Here is an 18,007-nt window from a genome sequence, read left to right on the forward strand (position 1 = left end):
CAGCCACGGACAACCCGCGGCCGACCGTCGGCAGTTCCCCTCCGGTGCCCGAACCCCGCTCACAGGCTGGTGACGTCCAGCTGACCGTCGGCGTACTGCCTCCTGAGCACCTTCTTGTCGAACTTGCCCACGCTCGTCTTCGGCACCGACTCGATGACCGTCCAGCGCTCGGGGAGCTGCCACCTGGCGATCTTGCCCTCCTCGGCGAGGAAGAGGCGCAGGGCCTCGAAGGTGGCCGTGGAGCCCTCGCGCAGGACGACCGTGGCCAGCGGGCGCTCGCCCCACTTCTCGTCCGGTACGGCCACCACCGCGGCCTCGGCGACGTCCGGGTGGGACATCAGCGCGTTCTCCAGTTCGACCGAGGAGATCCACTCGCCACCGGACTTGATGACGTCCTTCGCACGGTCGGTGAGGGTGAGGAAGCCGTCGGCGGAGATGGTGCCGACGTCACCCGTCTTCAGCCAGCCGTCCTCGCTGAACTTGTCCTCGGGGCGCAGCGGTTCGGCGTCGGGGCCGTTGTAGTAGGCGCCCGCGATCCAGGGGCCGCGCACCTCCAGCTCGCCCGCCGACTCGCCGTCCCAGGGCAGGCGTTCGCCGCCGGGTCCGCTGAGCCGGGCCTCGACGGAGGTGGGGAAGCGGCCCTGCGTGAGCCGGTACGCGAACTCCTCGTCCGTGCCCACCACATGGGCCGGCGGGCGGGCGATGGTGCCCAGCGGGGAGGTCTCGGTCATGCCCCAGGCGTGGCAGACCCGCATGCCCAGCCTGTCGAAGGCGGTCATGAGGGAGGGCGGGCAGGCAGCGCCGCCGATGGTGACCTGGTTGAGGGAGGAGACGTTCCGGGGGCGTGCGGTCAGCTCGCCGAGCAGGCCCTGCCAGATGGTGGGGACCGCGGCGGCGTGCGTGGGGCGCTCGCGCTCGATCATCTCGGCCAGCGGGCCGGGCTGCAGGAACCGGTCCGGCATCAGCAGGTTGACGCCGGTCATGAAGGTGGCGTGCGGCAGGCCCCAGGCGTTGACGTGGAACTGCGGTACGACGACCAGCGAGGTGTCCTGGTCGGTCAGGCCCATCGACTGCGCCATGTTGACCTGCATGGAGTGCAGGTAGATCGAACGGTGGCTGTACACCACGCCCTTGGGGTCGCCGGTGGTGCCGGAGGTGTAGCACATGGCGGCGGCCTGGCGTTCGTCGAGCTCCGGCCAGTCGTAGGAGGCCGGCTTGTCGGCGATGAGCTCCTCGTACTCGTGCACGGCCGCGGTCGCGCCGTCGAGGAGCGAACGGTCGCCCGGACCGGAGACCACGATGTGCTCGACGGTCGGCAGCTTGGCCAGCAGGGGCGCGATCATCGGGATCAGCGAACCGTCGACGAGGACGACCTTGTCGGCCGCGTGGTTGACGATCCAGACCAACTGCTCGGCCGGCAACCGGAGGTTGAGGGTGTGCAGGACCGCACCCATGGAGGGAATCGCGAAGTACGCCTCGGTGTGTTCCGCGTTGTTCCACATCAGAGTGGCCACCCGGTCGTCGCCCCGGACCCCGAGGTCGTCCCGCAGGGCGTGCGCCAGCCGGGCGGCCCGGTCACCGATCTCGGCGAAGCTGCGGCGGTGCGGTTCGCCCTCGCCGGTCCAGGTGGTCACCTGTGACGCGCCGTGAATCCTCGACCCGTGGGTCAGGATCCTTGAGATCAGCAGCGGTACGTCCTGCATGGTGCTCAGCACGGCGTCCTCCCGGGGGCGACATTGCCTACTCGGCGGTAAAGGGGCTGCGCTGATTCTGCGCACATACCAGTCGGTATGTCACTAGGAGAAAGCCAACAAAGCCCGACCGGCCGCTCCGGACGCCTCGGACGCCCCGGCTCCGGCCGGCCGCTATCGGGCGAGGTCCAGCTCAGGGTCCTCGCGCAGCTTGCCGAGCGCACGCGACACGGCCGACTTCACCGTGCCCACCGACACCCCGAGCACCTCGGCCGTCTGCACCTCGCTCAGGTCCTCGTAGTACCGCAGCACGACCATCGCCCGCTGCCGCGTGGGCAGTTTCATGATGGCCCGCCACATCGCGTCCCGCAGCGCCTGCCGTTCGGCCGAGTCGTCCTCGCCGGACACCGGCTCGGGCTCGGGCAGCTCGTCGCAGACGAACTCGTCGACCCGGCGCTTGCGCCACTGCGAGGTCCGCGTGTTCAGCAGGGCCCGGCGCACATAGCCGTCGAGCGCCCGGTGGTCCTCGATCCGCTCCCAGGCCACGTACGTCTTCGCCAGCGCGGTCTGGAGAAGGTCCTCGGCATCGCTCGGGTTCGCGGTCAGCGACCGGGCGGTGCGCAGCAGCACCGGCTGGCGGGCCCTGACGTACGACGCGAACGAGGGATAGGGGCGGGCGTACGGGCGGGTCTGCCTCGGCGAGACAGCGGCGTCCGAAGCGCTGGTGCAGACGGGTGTGGTCATGGCTCCACGCTATGAGCGAGCGGTGTCGCGGCGGATCGGCCGCAGGTCCCGAAGCCGAGTCCCCCTCAGGTTGTAGGGGTGGGGCTGCCTACACCTCCTGAAGGTGGAGTACGGGTGCGATACGCCTGCGGGTTTACCCCTCAGGGAGGAGTACGACAGGCGGCGCGGCCTCACCCGTCCGAGCCGTCCGGCCCGGCGGCGGGCTCAGTCGTCCGAGGTCAGGACCAGTGCGGACGTCGGTACGCCGGTCCCGGCCGTCACCAGCACCCGGTCCGCCCCCGGTATCGGGTTCACCGCCGTGCCGCGCAGCTGGCGCACCCCCTCCGCCACCCCGTTCATCCCGTGCAGGTACGCCTCCCCGAGCTGTCCCCCGTGCGTGTTCAGCGGCAGCCGCTCCTCGGCCACGAAGTCCGCCGCCTCCCCCCGCCCGCAGAACCCGAACTCCTCCAGCTGCATCAGCACGAACGGGGTGAAGTGGTCGTACAGGATCCCCACGTCGATGTCGGCCGGGGCGAGTCCGCTGGTGCGCCACAGCTGGCGGGCCACCACACCCATCTCCGGCAGCCCGGTCAGGTCGTCCCGGTAGAAGCTGGTCATCTGCTCCTGGGCCCGGCCGGCCCCCTGCGCGGCCGCCGCGATCACCGCCGGCGGATGCGGCAGCGTGCGCGCCCGCTCCACGGAGGTGACGACGAGGGCCTGGCCGCCGTCCGTCTCCTGGCAGCAGTCCAGGAGACGCAGCGGCTCGACGATCCAGCGGGAGGCCGCGTGGTCCGCGAGGGTGATGGGGCGGCCGTGGAAGTAGGCGGCCGGGTTCGTCGCCGCGTACTTCCGGTCCACCACCGCCACGTGCCCGAACGCCTCCGGGGTCAGCCCGTAGGTGTGCAGGTAGCGCTGCGCCGCCATCGCCACCCAGGACGCCGGGGTGAGCAGCCCGAACGGCAGGGCCCAGCCGAGCGCCACCCCCTCCGCCGACGGCTCCCGGTGCTGCACGCCCGAGCCGAAGCGGCGGCCCGATCTCTCGTTGAAGGCGCGGTAGCAGACCACCACCTCGGCGACCCCGGCCGCCACGGCGAGGGCCGCCTGTTGAACGGTCGCGCAGGCCGCGCCGCCGCCGTAGTGGACACGGGAGAAGAAGGACAACTCGCCGATTCCGCAGGCCTGGGCCACGGTGATCTCCGGGCTGGTGTCCATCGTGAACGTCACCATCCCGTCCACGTCGGCCGGCGTCAGCCCCGCGTCGTCCAGCGCGGCCCGCACCGCCTCCGCCGCCAGCCGCAGCTCGCTTCGGCCCGAGTCCTTGGAGAACTCGGTGGCCCCGATGCCCACGACCGCCGCCCGCCCACCGAGCGAGTCCCGGCCCCGCACGCTCATGAGGCCTCCTCGTCGGTGAGGGTGACGGTCACCGTGGCCTCGGTGAAGGTGACGGTCACCGTGCCGGTCACGTGGTTGCCGATGCTGTTCTCGCCGACCACCCGGACCGTCGCCGTCCCCGCCGCACCGTCCAGTTCCTCGATCCGACCGGTCAACACCATCGTGTCCCCCGGGTAGTTGGGCGCCCCCAGCCGGATGGCGACCTTGCGGAGCACCGCCGTCGGGCCGAAGTGGTCGGTGATGTACCGGCCGACCAGGCCGTTCGTCGTCAGGATGTTCATGAAGATGTCCGGGGAGCCCTTCCGGCGGGCCAGTTCGGCGTCGTGGTGCACGTCCTGGTAGTCCCGGGACGCGATGGCCCCGGCCACGATCAGCGTCCGCGTGATCGGGATCTCCAGCGGCGGCAGGGCCCCACCCACCGCCGGCCGGGTCGTCTCAGTCCCCATCTGCGATCAACTCCCCCAGTTCCTGGAGCACTTCGCCCCCGCTGCCCAGATACGCGTCCAGTTGCCGCCCCCACAGGAAGTGCCGGTGCACCGGGTGGTCGACGTCGGCACCCGCGCCGCCGTGCAGGTGCTGACCCGTGTGCACGACCCGCTGCCCGGCCTCGGACGCCCACCAGGCCGCGGTCAGCGCGTGGGTGGCGTACGGCAGCCCGGCGTCCCGCCGCCAGGCCGCCTCGTACGCCGTCACCCGTATCGCCTCGGTGTCCATGTGGGCGTCGGCGGCCCGGAGCTGGACGCCCTGCCGGGTGGCGAGGGGACGCCCGAACTGCTCGCGGGTGTTGGTGTGGGCCACCGCTCGGGCGAGGGAGCCCGCGCAGACACCTGCCTGGAGCCCGGCGAAGGCGGTGCGGGCGGTGGCCAGGACGTCGGTATAGGCATGGGTATGGGCGTCGGCGTGGGTATGGGCGTCGGGGCCCGGCGTGGAGTCGGGGCCGGGATCGGCATCGGGGTCGATACCCATGGGCTCGGCGCCCAGGGGCTCGGCCGGGGCCTCGTCGAGCGTGAGCCGTCCCGCCGACCAGGGTGCGGTCAGCTCGACCTCCTCCACACCGGTGCCCGCCGCGAGATCCACCAGCCACAGCCGCCGGCCGGCGTCGGCGACCAGGACATGCGTGGCGTCACGCAGCCACGGCACGACGGGGACGGTGCCGCTCAGCACCGGGCGCGCGGAGGGTCGTACCCCGGGCCGGACGGATGGACGCACCCCCGGCCGGGTGGACGACCGTACCCCCGGCTGCGCCGGAAACGCCCCGGTCACCACCGTCGAACCCGCCGCGATGCCCGGCAGCAGGCGGTCCCGCTGCTCGGCGGTGCCGTGGGCGGTGACCGCCAGCAGCCCGTAGACACAGCTCGCCGCGTACGGCACCTGGGCCGTGGTGCGGCCCTGTTCCTCCAGGAGGAGCACCAGGCCCAGCAGGCCCAGCTCCTCCACCGCCGCCACCAGTCCCGCCCCGCACAGCGCCTTCCACAACTCCGGGTCGCTGCCGGTGCCGGCGGCCCGCAGCCGCTCGTGGGTGGCCAGGTCGCCGAAGATCCTGGCGGCCAGGTCACGGGCCTCGGCCTGTGCCTCGGTGGGCGTGAAGTCCATGTCAGGCCTCCCCGCCGACGGCGCCGGCCGCTCCGTCGGCGGCCCGGAAGACGGGCAGGGTCAGCGCCCCCTCCGCGTCCTCGTACCGGCGGAACTCCACCCGTACCGGCAGCCCGATCCGCACCTTGTCGTACGGCACCCCCACCACGTTGCTCACCATCCGCACGCCCTCGGCGAGCTCGACCAGACCGACCGCGTACGGAGGGTCGAAGGCCGGGAAGGGCGGGTGGTGCATCACGACGTACGAATGGACCGTGCCCTCGCCGGACGACTCGACGGTGTCCCAGTCGAGGGAGCCGCAGGCGTTGCACCCCGGCAGCCAGGGGTGGCGCAGGGTGCCGCAGTCCGCGCACCGCTGGACGAGGAGGCGTTCCTCGGCCACGCCCTCCCAGAAGCCGGCGTTGTCCCGGTTGACCACCGGGCGGGGGCGCGGCGGCGGCTTGCGCCTGCGGCCGCTCGGCGCGTACTTGAGGACACGGAAACGGTGGGTGCCGACGAGCTCGTCCCCGACCCGGACGTCCGTGCGGGTGGTGACGAAGTAGCCCGTGCCCAGCTTGGTGGTCTTCCGGTCGGACACCGACTCGATCACCGTGTCGAAGGCGATCTCGTCGCCCGGCCGCAGCGGCCGCAGGTACTCCTGCTCGCAGTCGGTGGCGACGATCGAGGTGCAGCCCGCCTCGTCGAGCAGGGTGAGCATCTCGTCGTACGCGCCCGTGCGGGCCGTGTGGCCGCAGAGGCCGCCCATCGTCCAGGCCTGGAGCATGGTGGGCGGGGCGACGGCGTCCGGTCCCTCGTACGCCGGGGAGGTGTCGCCCATCGCCTCGCACCAGTGCCGGATCATGGGCAGGTTGACCGGGTCCTTGCCGGTGCCCGCACGGGCCGCGGGCCGCCCCTCGTACACCCTGAGCCGAACTCCGAGGTCATCCGCCAAAGGCCGTACGCCCCGCTGCTCACTCTCCCCTGCCACGGTCGCCACCCCTTCCCGTGCGCCGCATCCCGAGCCGCATCGTCGCGACGATCTCCCGCTGCACCTCGCTCACCCCGCCCCCGAACGTGTTGATCTGCGCCGCCCTGTTGAGCCGCTCCAGCTCGCCGTCCCCGAACGCCCCCGGCGAGCCGGACCGGACCCATGCCGCCTCGCCGACGATCTCCTGACACATGCGATACGTCGCGACTGCCGATTCCGTTCCCGCGAACTTCACCCCGCTGGCCTCCGCGGGGGCCACCCGGCCCGCCCCCGCGTCCCCCACCAGACGCCAGCTGAGCAGGCGGTTCGCCGCCAGCCGGGCATGCGCCTCGGCCAGTCGAGAACGAATCCACGGCTCGTCAACACGGCGCCGCCCGGTCACCGGATCGGGGGTGCGGGCCGCGGTGAGCGCGGCCGCGTAGAAGTCCTCGGCCTGCATGCCCGTCGCGGCGAGCGCGACCCGCTCGTGGTTGAGCTGGTTGGTGATGAGCGACCAGCCGTCGTGCTCGGTGCCGACCAGGTTCCCGGCGGGGACGCGGACGCCGTCGTAGTAGGTGGCCGTGGTGACCTGGCCGCCCACCGTCTCGATCGGCGTCCAGGAGAACCCGGCGGCGTCGGTGGGGACCAGGAGGATCGAGATGCCGCGGTGTCTGGGCGCCTCGGGGTCGGTGCGGCAGGCCAGCCAGATCCAGTCGGCGTGCTGGGCTCCCGAGGTGAAGATCTTCTGCCCGTCGATCCGCCAGCCGTCGCCGTCCCGTACCGCCCGGGTGCGCAGCGAGGCCAGGTCGGTGCCGGCCGAGGGTTCGCTGTAGCCGATGGCGAAGACGAGGTCACCGCGGAGGATGCCGGGCAGGAAACGGGCCTTCTGCTCCTCGCTGCCGTACTTCATCAGCGTCGGCCCGACCGTGTTCAGGGTGACCATCGAGACGGGCGCGCCGGCCCGGTACGCCTCGTCGAAGAACACGAACTGCTCGTCGGCGCCCCGGCCCTGGCCGCCGTACTCGACGGGCCAGCCGAGTCCGAGCAGGCCGTCCGCGCCGATGCGGCGCAGCAGGGCACGGCGTTCGGCGGGCGCCTCGGGGACGGGGGACGGGATCAAGGACCGGAAGTAGGCACGGAGTTCGGCACGCAGCCGCTGCTGGCGTTCGGTGGGGGCCAGATGCATGATTTCTGACTGTCCGTCAGATCCGGCTCACTGTCAACCGGCCCGGGGCGCCGGAAAACGCCTGCGCGGCGGTGCCGAAGCACCGCCGCGCGGACGCACTCGCCCCTCCCCGCAGACCACACCCCCACCAGGGCTCAGCCGGGGCTCACCACAGCTGGGTGAAGTGGATGGCGACGTTGTCGTTGCCCTGCTGGATCGCGGTCCACGCCGAGCCCTTGACCTGAGCGGTGTTGCTCTGGTTCGAGGCACCGTTGCCCACCGCGTTCTGCTGGGTGGTGGCGGAGTTGCCGCTGTTGTTGTGGCCCACCCCGCTGCCGACGACGCCCGCCACACCGGCGTTGGCGCTCGATCCGTTGTCCGCGATCGCGCCGTTGTCCGCGGCCGCGACACCGGCGAAGAGGGCGGCGGCGAGCGGGAGGGCGGAGACGGCGGCGAGAACGCGGGCGGTACGGATGCTTGCCATGTTGTTTCCTCTCAGAGCCCGGCTGTGCCGGAAGTACGCCAAGTAGGGCTTTTACCAAGGCAGTTGGCCGACCGCCCCGGTGGTTGTCATCGACGTCGCGAGACCAGAGTTGCCCACCGAATCCCCTTCGAACCATCCCGGAAGCCGTTATTCGCCCTCAAGCGTGAGGACAAGTCGATAAACCACTTTCACCATCTTTAGTCGACCAATACCGCAGCAACGACCACTCACCGCATATCCACCCATCAAGCACCCCAAGGGAAGAACCGTTCCGTCCGCGCCCCACGGCCAGGTCGCCGCCCTCGGCGTGTCACGCAGGGACCCCCTTCCCTTTTTCGAACGCACGTACGAACATGGAGCCATGGCCACCACCGACCGGCAGGCCACGACGCTGGCCCTCGCACACGCCCTGTCAGCCGCCGAGCGCGGCCTGTCCGTCATCCCCCTGTCCCGGACGAAACTCCCCGCCCTGCGCTCCCCGCACCGCCACGACCCGGACCCCGCGCTGCCGCCCTGCCACGGCGAGTGCGGCCGCCCCGGACACGGCGTGTACGACGCCACCACCGACCCGGCCCGTATCCGCGAACTGTTCGCCGCGGCACCCTGGGCGACCGGCTACGGCATCGCCTGCGGGCTGCCCCCGTACCGCCTCATCGGCATCGACCTCGACGTGAAGTCCGGTACGGACGCCACGGCCGCGCTGCGCGAACTGGCCCTGCGGCACCTGTTCACCATCCCGCCGACGGTGGTCGTCCTCACCCCGAGCGGCGGCCGCCACCTCTGGCTGACCGGCCCGCCGGACGCCGTGATCCCCAACTCGGCGAGCCGCCTGGCCCCCGGCATCGACATCCGGGGCGCCGGCGGCTACCTGGTCGGCCCCGGCTCCCGCACCGACCACGGCGTCTACGCCACCTCACCCGGCACCGAACACCTGGTCCCGGCGCCCTGCCCGCCGTCCCTCCTCCGCCTCCTGGTCCCGCCCCCACGCCCGCCGCACCCCTCGACCCACCCCTCGGTCGGCAACCGCGGCCAGGGCCTGGTGCAGTTCGTCCTCTCCGCCCACGAGGGCCAGCGCAACACCCGCCTGTTCTGGGCGGCCTGCCGCGCCTACGAGAACGGCATCGGCCGCGCCCTGCGAGCCCCCCTGATCGACGCGGCGGTCCACACCGGCCTGACGGAACACGAGGCCCGCGCGACGATCGCGTCGGCGGCCCGGATGACCGGACACCGACCGTGAGACGTGACCGTCCGACGGCCGGGGGAAGCCGTCAGGGCAGCTTCCTCATCATCCGCAGCCCGGCCCAGTACGCGAGGAGCGCGACCACAAGGCTGACGATTCCGGCAGTTGTGTGCGGATAATCCGGAATCAGCTGCCGCGCCGTCTCAAGAGCCGGCCCGAAGGCGAAGAAGTAACCGGTCGTGGCGGCCAGGGTGGCACCGGCCTTGTCCTTGGTCCACCGTGCCGTCGGCTCGGAGTCGCTTGTCACCGGACGGTTGTACCGAGGACCCGGACGGTTGCACAAGGTGCACGACGGGACGGCCCCACAAGCACCGCCACCCCACCCGCACACACCAACGGCCCCCGACCGTCTCACCTGGTCAGGGGCCGCTCACGTGAAGCGGTGGGTGTGGGATTTGAACCCACGGTGACATCGCTGCCACGACGGTTTTCAAGACCGTTCCCTTAGGCCGCTCGGGCAACCCACCCCGCGCGGGTGGAGATCCGCGCGGGGAACAGAGTAACCGGTTCGGGCGGGCAGGTGGGGGTCAGTTGTCGCCGACGCGGGAGCCGAGGGTGACGGTGACCGTGTGCTCCGAGCCGCCGCGCTTGTAGGTGATCTGGACCTTGTCGCCGGGCTTGTGGGTCCAGATCTCCCCGATCAGCGTCGGGCCGCTGTCGATCACCGAGTCGTCCAGCTTGGTGATGACGTCGCCGGCCTTGAGGCCCGCCTTGTCCGCGGGACCGCCCGACTCGACCGCGGCCGAGCCGCCCGAGCCGGAGTCGGTGATCTGCGCGCCACCGGAGCTGTCCTCCAGCGACACCGACGCACCGATCTTCGCGTAGACCGGCTTGCCGGTCTTGATCAGCTGCTGGGCCACGTACTTGGCCTGGTTGATCGGGATGGCGAAGCCGAGGCCGATCGAGCCCGACTGCCCGGTGCTGCCCAGGCCGCCGCTGGAGGCGGACTGGATCGCGGAGTTGATGCCGATCACCGCGCCGGACGCGTCGAGCAGCGGGCCGCCGGAGTTGCCCGGGTTGATCGAGGCGTCGGTCTGCAGGGCGCTCATGTAGGACGCCTTGCTGGTGGAGCTGCCGTCGCTGGAGGCGACCGGGCGGTTCTTGGCGCTGATGATGCCCGTGGTGACCGTGTTGGACAGGCCGAACGGGGCGCCGATCGCGATCGTCTCGTCGCCGACGGCCACCTTGTCGGAGTCGCCCAGGGCCAGCGGCTGCAGGTCCGACGGCGGGTTCTTGAGCTTGATGACCGCGACGTCGTAGCCCTGTGCGTGGCCGACGACCTCGGCGTCGTACTTCTTGCCGTTCGGGAACGTCGCGGTCAGCTTGCCGCCGTCGAGGGAGTCCGCGACCACGTGGTTGTTGGTGATGATGTGGCCCTGCTTGTCGAAGACGAAGCCGGTGCCGGTGCCGCCGTCGCCGCTGGTCGACTCGGACTCGATGGTGACCGTGCTGGGCAGCGAGTTCTGCGCGACCGCCGCGATGGTGCCGGCGGCTCGCTTGACCTGGGTGGCTCCACCGCTGGAGGTCGAGGAGATGGTCGTGGAGCCGCTGTCGTCGTTGTTCTTCGCCAGCGTGTAGCCGAGGCCGCCGCCGAGGCCGCCCGCGACCAGCGCGGCCACCAGGACGGCGGCGATCAGACCGCCCCGCCCGCTGCCCTTCGTCGGCGCGGGCTGCGGCTGTTGGAACGCCTGGTGCTGCTGGTCGTACGACGACCCCCAGCCGGCGCCGGCGCCCGCGCCCGGGTCCGCGTAGGACAGGGCGGGGTCCGCGTAGGAGGGGGTCGCGGGCGGCGGGGGCGGCCAGGAGCTGTCCGGGGCCTGCGGTGCGGTCCCGTAGGGGTCGCCCGCGGGCGCGCCGGGTGCGCCCTGGGGCGTCGGCGGGATCGGTGTGGTCGGCGCTTCCCCGCCGTCGGACGCGGCCGCCTGCGGCGAGGCAGCGGGAGACGCCGGCGGCACGGGAGGTGCGGACGGGGCCGGAGGTACCGGGTTGCCCTCGTTCTCGGTGCTCACAGCTTCTCTCCTCGGTCCACGGCTTTTCTTCTCGGTCGCACTCGGTCACGCTCTTTCACGCTTGCTGTCGGTCCGGCGCGATTCAGCTGTGCATGTGCTTTTGTATGCCGTCAGCTTTTCCCACAGGCCGTCAGAGCACCATAAGCGGTGGCTGTGGGTACACGGACAACCTTTATATAGGGCCTGTCCGACAAAAGTTCTCTTTACCGGTATCCGGGGTGACCCCAGGCACCCCCGCGCGGTGGCACCATGACGCGGTGACCCACGCACCACAGCATCGCATCCAGGTCGTCGCGCACCGCGGGGCCTCCGAGGAAGCCCCAGAGCACACGCTGGCCGCCTACAAGAAGGCCATCGAGGGCGGCGCCGACGCCCTGGAGTGCGACGTACGCCTGACCGCCGACGGCCATCTGGTGTGCGTCCACGACCGCCGGGTCAACCGTACGTCCAACGGGCGGGGCGCGGTCTCGGCCCTGGAGCTCGCGGACCTGGCCGCCCTCGACTTCGGCTCGTGGAAGAAGAGCCCGGCCTGGCGCGGGCGGGACGAGGAGCCCGACTGGGAGTTCCGGCCCGAGGACCGCGCGGACACCTCCGTACTGACGCTGGAGCGGCTGCTGGAGCTGGTCGCGGACGCCGGGCGGCGGGTGGAGCTGGCGATCGAGACCAAGCACCCCACGCGGTGGGCGGGACAGGTCGAGGAGCGGCTGCTGGTCCTGCTCAAGCGGTTCGGACTGGACGCCCCGGCCGGCTCCGCCGACTCACCGGTGCGGGTCATGAGCTTCTCCGCGCGGTCGCTGGCCCGGGTGCGGGCGGCCTCGCCGACACTGCCGACGGTCTACCTGCTGCAGTTCCTCTCGCCCCGGCTGCGCGACGGCCGGCTGCCGGCCGGGGTGCGGATCGCGGGCCCCTCGATCCGGATCGTGCGCAACCACCCCGCGTACGTGGAGCGGCTGAAGCGCAACGGCCACCAGGTGCACGTATGGACGGTGAACGAGCCGGAGGACGTGGATCTGTGCGTGGAGCTCGGCATCGACGCGATCATCACCAACCGGCCGGCGGCCGTGCTCGACCGGCTGGGACGGTGAATGGGGACCTGTCCTGATCAGGGCTCAGATAAAGAGTCAAGTAAGGACACCTCGTACCTCTTGACCAGAAAGCCCACTCACAGCATCCTCACTTCCTCGGCCACACCGTCGAAATCCAGCCACCCGAAGCCATCTCGAAGCCGTACCTGGGGGATATGGCGACGACCCGTCACAGGGAGTGCTCCGGCGCGTTCGGCGCGTATTCGTCCCTGACGAATGCGTCACCGGACGTTCCTTGGCCGGTTTCCGGCTCAGGCCGATGGGGCATCCACACGGTGGCGTGGGGCAAAGGAGGTCTCGGGGGTGGCGTTGGTGGTGGCACAGGAGGTGCCCACGTCGTCGAGCATGGCCGTACCCCATGGCCCTGCGGGCGTGGGGAAGGCGAGACACCGTATGCGCGATCAGTTGCGCACGGGTGGTCTATCGGAATCAGTCATCGACGATGCTGTACTGATCCTTTCCGAGCTCTTGAGCAATGCCTGCAAGCACGGGCGCCCCTTGGGCGACGCGCTGGCCGGGGACGGCGACGTCCGGGCGGCCTGGCGGGTGGACACGCGCGGCCGGCTGGTCGTCGAGGTGACGGACGGCGGCGGCCCGACCCGCCCGGCCCCCATGACCCCGTCGGTCACGGCGCACGGCGGCCGCGGGCTGAACATCATCACGGCCCTGGCCGACGACTGGGGTGTCCGGGACGACGCCCGGGGCGAGGTGACGGTCTGGGTCGTGGTCCAGAAGGACGTACGCGCCCCGGCCCCCCAGGACCGCCGCGACGCCTTCGCCACGCGCATCATGACGCCCCCGGTCCCGGAGCTGGCCGGCCTGGACTTCACGGACGCGTTCGACGACCTGGACTGACCGGCCCGGACCGCGGACCGGGCCGCCTGACCGGCGGATCGGCGGATCGGGCCGCCTGACCGGCGAATCGGGCAGCCTGACCGGAGTCGCCCGGCCGGAGTCGCCGGATACGCGGCGGCGGCTCCGTCCACAGGTTCCCGTGACTCGCGGCCCGAACGGCTAGGCTCCCGCCCGTACGAGACGAGCCGTAACCGGGAGACACCCAGATGGCCAAGAAGCGACCCCAGACGACGGCCACGCGGCCGCAGCCCAGCGACGCGGCCCGCGCCGGAGGCGTTGACGGAGACATTCCGGTCGTCGGTGCTCGTGAACCCTGCCCCTGCGGCAGCGGCCGCCGCTACAAGGCGTGCCACGGCCGGGCCGCGGCGCACGCGGCGACCGAACTGGTGCACCGCCCCTTCGAGGGGCTGGCCGGCGAGGGCGACTGGGTGGCGCTGCGTGAGCTGGTCCCCGCCGCCACCGTCGAACTGGCCCTGAAGGGCGGTCTGCCCGAGGGCGTCCCCTCGGTCATGCTCGCCACGGTGCTGCCGATGGCCTGGCCGGCGCTGCGCCGCGACGACGGCACGGTCCTGCTCGGCCTGCAGAACGACACGGCGTCCGGCGACATCAGCCGCGACCTCGCCGACACCCTGCGGCGCGCGCTCGCCGCCGAGCCGGGCACCCCGGTGCAGGGCCGCCGCGCCCCCGCCGACAGCCCCCGGCTCCAGGACCTGCTCGACCCGAAGGGTCCGTTCGAGCCAGTTGTGCACGACGGCTTCGAGTTCTGGGTGCAGGACGCGGAGAACGCCACCCCGGACGTGACCGCCTCCCTGGAGCGGGCCAACGCGGCGGCCATCCCGACGGTGAAGCTGACCGGCGTCGACTCGGCCTACTGGTGCGAGACGCCCGAGAAGAACCATCTGCGATGGGTCATGCCGTATCCCGAGGAGCAGCTTCTGGACGCTCTCGCGCGGCTGCACGCGGCGGGCCGGTCCGGCCTCGGCGAGGGCACCCGGCTGGTCGGTTCCTTCCGTGCCCACGGTCTCACCGTGCCGGTCTGGGACCTGCCGAGCGGGGTCGGCGCGGAGGACGTGGAGAAGCCGGCCGCCGAGTTCGCCGAGCGGCTCGCGACCGCCCTGGCCTCGGAGGCACCGCTCACGGCGGACGAGCGACGGGCCCGCGGCGGACTGACCAACCGGCAGGTCACGCTCAGCTGACGATCAGCTCGGACACAGGGAGGCGGCTGACCGGTCGGTCAGCCGCCCCAGGCGTGTCGGATCAGGTGACTCCTGTCACAACTTCCCTACACGGCAAGCAAATACGTGTCCGAATAGCCGAGATCGAATTTGCGAACCGCCGATCTCTTGTTACCGTCTCAGTAGCCCGGTTGCTGGTGCATCCCCCGTCGCCAGCAACCGGGCCTTTTTCATGCCCGCGTCCGGTGTACGGACCACAGCGATTCGTCAACTCCCGCTTGACTGGCGGGAGTTGCCCGCGGACGAGTCCCCGGAGCCGCTCTCCGACTCGTCCCCCGAGTTGCTCGCGGAGCGCAGCAGCAGCGGTCCGTCGCCGTCGCGGGCGGCGAACTCCGTGACGGCCGTGTAGGCGTCCAGCGTGCCCCGGGTGTGCTCCCGGGGCGTCTCACAGGTGGCGGGCTCGTCGTCGGCGTCCGCGGCGCAGTGCGTCTGCACGGTGCGGCCGTGCGGGCCCAGGAGGCTCAGCACGCCCTCCAGAGGCGCCCCGGTGGCGTTGCGGTAGTAGGTGCGCGCCCAGGTGTCCGCGCCCTGGGCCATCACACAGGTCTGGGCCTCGACGCCGTCGGGCGAGGTGAGTTCGGGACCGCAGCGGGCGGCCGTGGCCAGGCCCAGGCCGAGCACCAGCGGGGACCGCACCGGCGCCGGCAGCTTCTCGTCGTCGTGCCGGGTGGCGTGTGCGGCGGCGTCGCCCACCTGCCCCGCGGACGCCACGGTCAGCGGCAGCGCGACCGCGCACACGATGACGCCCACGAGGGCGAGCAGACGTAGTCGGGGGTCTGGGGGCTGCCCCCCGGAATGACGCGGCATGTACGGAGGGTAACCAGACGGACGCGACAAGCGGTGTCCTCGCGCCCGACACCCTTACAACTCGGGTGCGCTCACACCCGTACGGGTGAGGGCGTCGACCACGGCGTCCACCACGGCCTCCACGTCGGGCACCCAGGGCTTGGCCGAGCCGGGCAGCGGGGCCCGCTCCCAGCGGATGGCGCCCTGGCCGGTCTCGGAGGGCGGCAGGGCGAGATAGCCGCCCTCGCCGTGGAAACGGAGCGAGCCGGGGACGAAGTCCTTGGCGTAGAGCAGCTCGCCCAGCTGCTCCATGGAGTACGGCTTGACGAGCAGCGCCCATCGGGTGGGCGCCGCGACGACCGGGCCGAGGCGCATGCCACGGCGGTCGAGGAGAGCGAGGGCGCGGGAGGCGGCGAGGGCGGGCAGGCTGACCGCGCAGGGCGCCTTGCCGCCGGCCGCTCCGGTCGCCAGGACGATCGGGGCCGTCGGCCGGTTCCCCCACCACCAGCGGACCATGCGCTCGTCGGTGGTGGCGGCGAGCAGGCCGGGGTCGAAGGGGTGTGCACCGGGCACCGTGCACTCCGGGTCGGGGCACGCGCAGCGAGCCCGTCCCTGAGGGTCGGGAGCCACACCCGGGAGTACGGGCCACTGCCATTCCGCCGCGAAGGTCAGGGCCGCGCCGAGCAACTCAGACCCCTTGTCGTTCCGCTTGGACAGGAGCCTGCGTCGCCTTCCGAGGATCTCGCGCATGAGCGCTCGTTCCTTTCCGTTGCACCGCTGGCAACACCGTGGACCACATCACACCATGTGTCGATCACTTCACTGTGCGTACCTGTTGGCGCATCACACCCCTGCCTTGAGCAGGGGGAACCCCTGGGGATCCAGCGGAGGCCGCGCCCGCGTCCAACAACTGCGTCGTGCTGCGTCGTACTGCGTCTATAAAAAGCACGGCCACGGCGTGGGGGTGGCGAAGTCTGGCGTTTTGCCGTTCCGAGTGTTTCTCTCCGCCTCCGCCACGGGAGGATGGGGCACGGTCGTCGATGGTTAAGACGCCCGGGTCCGTCGCCAGGTTCCGGGTGGCTCCCAACCACCCCTGGCCTTCTCCGAGTACGTACCCATCACGACCGCTGTGACGCTCCGTGGAGCAAGGCCAGTCGACCGCAATGAACCGTTGCCCGAGTCAGTTTTAAGCCAACTTTGCCTTTGTGCAAGCCGTCCGGGAGACATCCTCGCATAAGACATCAAGAGGCCCACGGACACCAGGAATCCCGGCAGGACAATGCTGGACATCCCCTCACGAGTGCGTGTACATGTGGAGACACTGCTAGCGGTGCAGAAGGACATGGGGGTTTGCGATGCTTTTGAGCAATACGCACAGGTCTGAAAGCCGGACGCGATGAACGCCCCGCATCCTCCGAAAGTGGCTGGAATCGATTCAACGGTCCCCACTCCCGCCCACACTGTCGCGGCCGTTCCCCCCGCCCCGGCCGCACCTTCCGTCCCGAAGGCCCCCGCCGCCCCCGCGCCCGGCACCGTCCTCCAGGACCGGCTGGCCGGCTGGGTCTCCGACCTCACCACCCTCCATGAACTGACCGAACGGCTCGCCCGGACCACCGCGCTGGAGCCGGCCCTCCAGGAACTGCTGCGCGCCGGTGCCGCCCTCGTGGGCGCCCGGCGCGGTCTCTTGGCGCTGGAGCCCGCCGACGGACTCGGCCCGCACACCACGCTCGGCCTCGGCCTCGGCCGCGCGGACCTCGGCCACCTGGAGACCGTCCCGCGCGGTGCGCTGCCGTACGACAGCGGCTGCGCCGCCGAGATCGTGCACGCCGACCTGTTCGCCGAGGACGGCCTCGACCCGCGCCACCGCGAGGTCGCCGCCCGCCTCGGCTACGCCGCCAGCTACGCGCTCCCCCTGGTCACCGACGCGGCCGACCGCCTCGGCGCGGTCGCCTGGCTGTACGACGAGCCGGCCGAGCCGCACGAGCGCCAGCGCCACCTCGTCGGCCTGTACGTCCGGTACGCGGCCGAGCACCTGGCCAGGCTGCTGGAGGTCGAGCGCACGCGCGCGTGCATGGCGACCATCGCCGAGGAGCTGCTCCCCTCCCGGCTGCCCCGGGTGGCCGGCGTCCAGCTCGCCGCCCGGCACCGCACCGGCCCGCGCGGCGGCGGTGACTGGTACGACGCGCTGCCGCTGCCCGACGCCGCCCTCGGCCTCGCCGTCGGCTCGGTCACCGGCTCCGGGCCCAGCGCGGTCGCCGCGATGGGCCGGCTGCGCGCCTCCCTGCGGGCGTACGCCGTGATGGAGGGCGAGGACCCGGTCGCGGTCCTCTCCGACCTGGAACTGCTGCTGCGGCTGACCGAACCGGCCCGCTCCGCCACCGCCCTGTTCGCCTACTGCGAACCCGCGCTGCGCAAGGTCACCCTCGCCGGGGCCGGCCACAGCCCGCCGCTGCTGGTCGGGGAGCACCGCACCGAGTTCGCGGAGACCTCCGTGTCCGCGCCGCTGGGCATGCTCGCCTGCTGGGAGGCGCCCAGCGTGGAGTTCCAGGCCGAGGCCGGCGAGACCGTGCTCCTCTACACCGACGGACTGCTGCACCGCACCGGCGACCCCATGGACCGCGCCTTCGCCCGGCTGCACACGGCCGCCGCGAGCATCCCGCGCGCGCTGCGCCACGACCCCGGGGCGATCGCCGACCACGTCCTGCGCACGGTGCTGCCGGACGGCCTGGACGAGGCCGACAGCGAGGAGGACGTGGTCCTGCTGGCAGCCAGGTTCGACTGACCGGCCGGTCAGAAAGGCGGA

General features: G+C 71.9%; 17 protein-coding genes and 1 tRNA gene. 5 read left to right on the plus strand and 13 right to left on the minus strand.

Annotated features, from left to right (window positions below):
* Positions 1-59: 59 nt before the first annotated feature.
* The 8 genes from IEZ11_RS12525 to IEZ11_RS12560 form a co-directional block, all read right to left on the minus strand.
* Entirely contained in the window at positions 60-1,703 is a 1,644-nt protein-coding gene (locus IEZ11_RS12525; RefSeq protein ID WP_189263072.1) for a long-chain fatty acid--CoA ligase, read from the minus strand.
* 162 nt (positions 1,704-1,865) lie between these two features.
* Positions 1,866-2,435, minus strand: a complete 570-nt coding sequence (locus IEZ11_RS12530; RefSeq protein WP_189262768.1) for a SigE family RNA polymerase sigma factor — start codon at positions 2,433-2,435, stop codon at positions 1,866-1,868.
* Between the two features lie 204 nt (positions 2,436-2,639).
* Complete coding sequence (locus tag IEZ11_RS12535) at positions 2,640-3,806, minus strand: lipid-transfer protein (protein WP_189262769.1); 1,167 nt, start codon at positions 3,804-3,806, stop codon at positions 2,640-2,642.
* On the minus strand, positions 3,803-4,252 hold the full coding sequence (locus IEZ11_RS12540) for a MaoC family dehydratase (protein WP_189262770.1): 450 nt from the start codon (positions 4,250-4,252) through the stop codon (positions 3,803-3,805). The genes IEZ11_RS12535 and IEZ11_RS12540 overlap by 4 nt, the downstream gene beginning before the upstream one ends.
* Positions 4,242-5,399 carry an acyl-CoA dehydrogenase family protein gene (locus IEZ11_RS12545; RefSeq protein ID WP_189262771.1) on the minus strand — a complete coding sequence of 386 codons (1,158 nt, stop codon included), beginning with the start codon at positions 5,397-5,399 and terminating at the stop codon, positions 4,242-4,244. The genes IEZ11_RS12540 and IEZ11_RS12545 overlap by 11 nt, the downstream gene beginning before the upstream one ends.
* Position 5,400: 1 nt before the next feature.
* Complete coding sequence (locus tag IEZ11_RS12550) at positions 5,401-6,366, minus strand: bifunctional MaoC family dehydratase N-terminal/OB-fold nucleic acid binding domain-containing protein (RefSeq protein WP_373294899.1); 966 nt, start codon at positions 6,364-6,366, stop codon at positions 5,401-5,403.
* Complete coding sequence (locus IEZ11_RS12555; protein WP_189262772.1) at positions 6,350-7,531, minus strand: acyl-CoA dehydrogenase family protein; 1,182 nt, start codon at positions 7,529-7,531, stop codon at positions 6,350-6,352. Before IEZ11_RS12555 ends, IEZ11_RS12550 begins: the two co-directional genes overlap by 17 nt.
* A gap of 145 nt (positions 7,532-7,676) precedes the next feature.
* Positions 7,677-7,994: a hypothetical protein gene (locus IEZ11_RS12560; RefSeq protein WP_189262773.1), complete on the minus strand. Its 318-nt coding sequence runs from the start codon at positions 7,992-7,994 to the stop codon at positions 7,677-7,679.
* 361 nt (positions 7,995-8,355) lie between these two features.
* Between IEZ11_RS12560 and IEZ11_RS12565 the strand changes: the two genes are divergently transcribed.
* The gene (locus IEZ11_RS12565; protein ID WP_189262774.1) at positions 8,356-9,231 is read left to right on the plus strand and encodes a bifunctional DNA primase/polymerase; all 876 of its coding nucleotides are present in this window, start codon (positions 8,356-8,358) and stop codon (positions 9,229-9,231) included.
* 31 nt (positions 9,232-9,262) lie between these two features.
* Here IEZ11_RS12565 and IEZ11_RS12570 read toward each other — a convergent pair whose 3' ends face one another.
* From IEZ11_RS12570 to IEZ11_RS12580, 3 genes are all read right to left on the minus strand, one after another.
* Positions 9,263-9,481 carry a hypothetical protein gene (locus IEZ11_RS12570; RefSeq protein WP_189262775.1) on the minus strand — a complete coding sequence of 73 codons (219 nt, stop codon included), beginning with the start codon at positions 9,479-9,481 and terminating at the stop codon, positions 9,263-9,265.
* A 133-nt stretch (positions 9,482-9,614) separates the two neighbouring features.
* Positions 9,615-9,701 (minus strand) — tRNA-Ser (locus IEZ11_RS12575).
* Positions 9,702-9,761: 60 nt separating this feature from the next.
* Complete coding sequence (locus IEZ11_RS12580; RefSeq protein WP_189262776.1) at positions 9,762-11,243, minus strand: S1C family serine protease; 1,482 nt, start codon at positions 11,241-11,243, stop codon at positions 9,762-9,764.
* Between the two features lie 257 nt (positions 11,244-11,500).
* Here IEZ11_RS12580 and IEZ11_RS12585 point away from each other — a divergent pair, with 257 nt between their 5' ends.
* The 3 genes from IEZ11_RS12585 (at position 11,501) to IEZ11_RS12595 (ending at position 14,379) form a co-directional block, all read left to right on the plus strand.
* Positions 11,501-12,328, plus strand: coding sequence for a glycerophosphodiester phosphodiesterase (locus tag IEZ11_RS12585; RefSeq protein WP_189262777.1), 828 nt, complete (start codon positions 11,501-11,503; stop codon positions 12,326-12,328).
* A 216-nt stretch (positions 12,329-12,544) separates the two neighbouring features.
* The gene (locus IEZ11_RS12590; RefSeq protein ID WP_189262778.1) at positions 12,545-13,183 is read left to right on the plus strand and encodes an ATP-binding protein; all 639 of its coding nucleotides are present in this window, start codon (positions 12,545-12,547) and stop codon (positions 13,181-13,183) included.
* Positions 13,184-13,389: 206 nt separating this feature from the next.
* Positions 13,390-14,379: a DUF5926 family protein gene (locus IEZ11_RS12595; protein ID WP_189262779.1), complete on the plus strand. Its 990-nt coding sequence runs from the start codon at positions 13,390-13,392 to the stop codon at positions 14,377-14,379.
* Positions 14,380-14,625: 246 nt separating this feature from the next.
* On the opposite strand, the gene IEZ11_RS12600 is transcribed toward IEZ11_RS12595, so the two are convergent.
* Positions 14,626-15,225, minus strand: a complete 600-nt coding sequence (locus IEZ11_RS12600) for a hypothetical protein (RefSeq protein ID WP_189262780.1) — start codon at positions 15,223-15,225, stop codon at positions 14,626-14,628.
* 54 nt (positions 15,226-15,279) lie between these two features.
* On the minus strand, positions 15,280-15,954 hold the full coding sequence (locus IEZ11_RS12605) for a bifunctional DNA primase/polymerase (protein ID WP_189262781.1): 675 nt from the start codon (positions 15,952-15,954) through the stop codon (positions 15,280-15,282).
* Positions 15,955-16,600: 646 nt separating this feature from the next.
* Here IEZ11_RS12605 and IEZ11_RS12610 point away from each other — a divergent pair.
* Entirely contained in the window at positions 16,601-17,986 is a 1,386-nt protein-coding gene (locus tag IEZ11_RS12610) for a PP2C family protein-serine/threonine phosphatase (protein ID WP_189262782.1), read from the plus strand.
* Positions 17,987-18,007: the final 21 nt, after the last annotated feature.

Origin of the sequence: Streptomyces fuscichromogenes (assembly GCF_014645815.1) — a bacterium.
In the GTDB taxonomy this organism is placed as follows: domain Bacteria; phylum Actinomycetota; class Actinomycetes; order Streptomycetales; family Streptomycetaceae; genus Streptomyces; species Streptomyces fuscichromogenes.

Bases quoted from the DNA above. Each gene is read 5' to 3' on its own strand.
- IEZ11_RS12525 (WP_189263072.1), bottom strand. From the start codon at position 1,703: ATGCAGGACGTACCGCTGCTGATCTCAAGGATCCTGACCCACGGGTCG.
- IEZ11_RS12530 (WP_189262768.1), bottom strand. From the start codon at position 2,435: ATGACCACACCCGTCTGCACCAGCGCTTCGGACGCCGCTGTCTCGCCG.
- IEZ11_RS12535 (WP_189262769.1), bottom strand. From the start codon at position 3,806: ATGAGCGTGCGGGGCCGGGACTCGCTCGGTGGGCGGGCGGCGGTCGTG.
- IEZ11_RS12540 (WP_189262770.1), bottom strand. From the start codon at position 4,252: ATGGGGACTGAGACGACCCGGCCGGCGGTGGGTGGGGCCCTGCCGCCG.
- IEZ11_RS12545 (WP_189262771.1), bottom strand. From the start codon at position 5,399: ATGGACTTCACGCCCACCGAGGCACAGGCCGAGGCCCGTGACCTGGCC.
- IEZ11_RS12555 (WP_189262772.1), bottom strand. From the start codon at position 7,531: ATGCATCTGGCCCCCACCGAACGCCAGCAGCGGCTGCGTGCCGAACTC.
- IEZ11_RS12560 (WP_189262773.1), bottom strand. From the start codon at position 7,994: ATGGCAAGCATCCGTACCGCCCGCGTTCTCGCCGCCGTCTCCGCCCTC.
- IEZ11_RS12565 (WP_189262774.1), top strand. From the start codon at position 8,356: ATGGCCACCACCGACCGGCAGGCCACGACGCTGGCCCTCGCACACGCC.
- IEZ11_RS12590 (WP_189262778.1), top strand. From the start codon at position 12,545: ATGCGTCACCGGACGTTCCTTGGCCGGTTTCCGGCTCAGGCCGATGGG.
- IEZ11_RS12595 (WP_189262779.1), top strand. From the start codon at position 13,390: ATGGCCAAGAAGCGACCCCAGACGACGGCCACGCGGCCGCAGCCCAGC.
- IEZ11_RS12600 (WP_189262780.1), bottom strand. From the start codon at position 15,225: ATGCCGCGTCATTCCGGGGGGCAGCCCCCAGACCCCCGACTACGTCTG.
- IEZ11_RS12605 (WP_189262781.1), bottom strand. From the start codon at position 15,954: ATGCGCGAGATCCTCGGAAGGCGACGCAGGCTCCTGTCCAAGCGGAAC.
- IEZ11_RS12610 (WP_189262782.1), top strand. From the start codon at position 16,601: ATGAACGCCCCGCATCCTCCGAAAGTGGCTGGAATCGATTCAACGGTC.